3 protein-coding genes are annotated in these 2,145 nt (G+C 37.8%); all 3 read left to right on the forward strand.

What is annotated here, in order from left to right; genetic code table 11:
* The coding region (locus tag BLR88_RS18680) for a DUF4352 domain-containing protein (RefSeq protein WP_254778376.1) at window positions 1-866 on the forward strand (866 nt) is incomplete at its 5' end.
* 73 nt (window positions 867-939) lie between these two features.
* Entirely contained in the window at window positions 940-1,314 is a 375-nt protein-coding gene (locus tag BLR88_RS18685; protein WP_091261612.1) for an ImmA/IrrE family metallo-endopeptidase, read from the forward strand.
* A gap of 358 nt (window positions 1,315-1,672) precedes the next feature.
* Window positions 1,673-2,145, forward strand: a 473-nt coding sequence (locus BLR88_RS18690) for an NYN domain-containing protein (RefSeq protein WP_254778378.1), incomplete at its 3' end; no start/stop codon positions are given.

The raw sequence follows: 2,145 nt of genomic DNA on the forward strand, positions 1-2,145 counted from the left end.
GAGAAAATATTTCTATAAATGTAAAGGTATATGAAAGAGGGGAAACTATTATGAAAAAAGCTTTATTGTTTTCAAGTTTAGTTGCGCTCTCGCTTGCTTTGTCTGGTTGCGGCGGAGGTAGTGGAACAACTGCTAGTAACCAGAAGGAAGCAACACCTTTAAGTACACAAGAATACTCGCAGATGTACACAGATCCTACTAAATTCAAAGGGCGTAAGGTTGACTTTTATCTTAAAGTCTTTAGAGAGCCAGAAAAAGATGAAAAGGGAACATACATACAAGCTTGGGCAGACCCTAAAAGTTCAAATGGTAATACATTGATTGCTTATGCCGATCCAAACTTTCAAGTTAAAGACGGGGATTATATCCATGTAGTTGGTGTGGTTCGAGATAAATTTACAGGAAAGAATGCTTTTGGTGCAGAAGTTAGCGCTCCGATCATCGATGCTGAATTGGTAGAAAAAACAGATTACATAACTGCTGTAGCTCCTGCTCTCAAAACAATAAGTGTAGGCCAAGAACAAAATCAGAAAGGATATAAAGTGAAGGTTGAAAAAATTGAATTCGCTAAAGAAGAAACACGTGTATATGTAACTGTGAAAAACGAATCAAAAGATAAAATTAATTTTTATAATCATGCTACAAAGTTAGTTCAAGGCAGCACTCAATTAGAGCCAGAAATGAATTTCGAAGGTGACTATAAACAAATCCAAAGTGATATTCTACCTGGTGTTTCTTCTGACGGCATTATTGTTTTCAAGGCAATCGATCCTAAAGCCGGAGATATAAAATTAATCACTGATGGCTCTTCCGATAACTTTAATATGCAAATTAAACCTTTTGAATTTAATGTTAAATTACAATAGAAAAAGCCCATACAGGGCTCTTCTTTTTACAGATAAATAAGAACATGCGTTGCTATCAGGGGGAGGACGAGACATGCTAAAATACTATAGACAAGGACTAACCGAAACATGGATCGAGCAATTGTATAAACAAAATGGTATTCTAACTCCACAAGATTTAAGCATTAAAAACCTGACACGAATCTTCTCTGTATTCCTACTCCCTACCTTCGGCCCGACACGTTCTACTGAACAGGATGGAATTCGGGTTATCTTAATGACGGAAGGGTTGAATAAATCTGAGTTTAAGAAACGTTTTTTTCATGAGCTATGCCACATGTTGCGCCATGAAGGCGATCAGTTCATGATGCCTCACACATGGCGCGAATTTTTGGAAATGGATGCTAAGCGATTCACAAGCTTGGCAATGATGCCCTTTCTTCATGCTGAGAGAATTAGAGCTATATGAATGGCATCCCATGCGCCTGGCAGCTAAATTTGATGTCTCTTATGAGTACGCTTGTGATCGTCTTACTTATATACAAAATCGAATCGAAGCCAACTATTTAGCTGAACAAGAGAAAAATTTCATAAACATCCTCCCTATTAACTCTAATATCAATTAAACGATAACAGTACGAAAATAAGTTTCTATATGCACTTAGATAAACTCAAATGAACTGTTTACTTTTTTCTCTGTTGGTGTATAATGACATTAGAATTAATCGCTGCTGTTCCGCTGGGATGGCAGGACAAGAGATTTAGGGAGGATGCTCAGATAACGGCATCCTCCCTTTTGCATAGTTATAGAAAGAGGGGGAAGTCATGTGCAAAATCGAATTGCTCTTTTTATTGATGGGGGTTATCTAGACAGTATACTGATGAAGTTTAATAGAGCCCGTATTGATTACAGCAAGTTAAACGAAACGATGCGAGCTGATCATCCACTGATTCGCGCTTATTATTATCATTGCCTTCCATTCCAATCTGCGAATCCAACGCAAGAAGAAAAAACGCAATTTGCAAATGCACAAAAGTTCTTCAGAAAATTAAATCGTTTAGACTGTTTTACGGTGCGCGAAGGAAAACTTGCGTTTCGTGGAATTGATGATGAAGGACGAGCTATTTACGAACAAAAACGTGTAGATGTTTATTTAGCAACCGACCTCGTAATGCATAGTACCAAGCGATTAATCACCCATGCTGCCATACTTACAGGTGATAGTGACTTCCTCCCAGCAGTTGAAATTGCTAAATCTGAAGGTGTACATATCACTCTTTTCTACTCCGATAAAGAAGG

It is taken from the genome of Aneurinibacillus thermoaerophilus (genome assembly GCF_900099925.1).
Lineage (GTDB): Bacteria > Bacillota > Bacilli > Aneurinibacillales > Aneurinibacillaceae > Aneurinibacillus > Aneurinibacillus thermoaerophilus.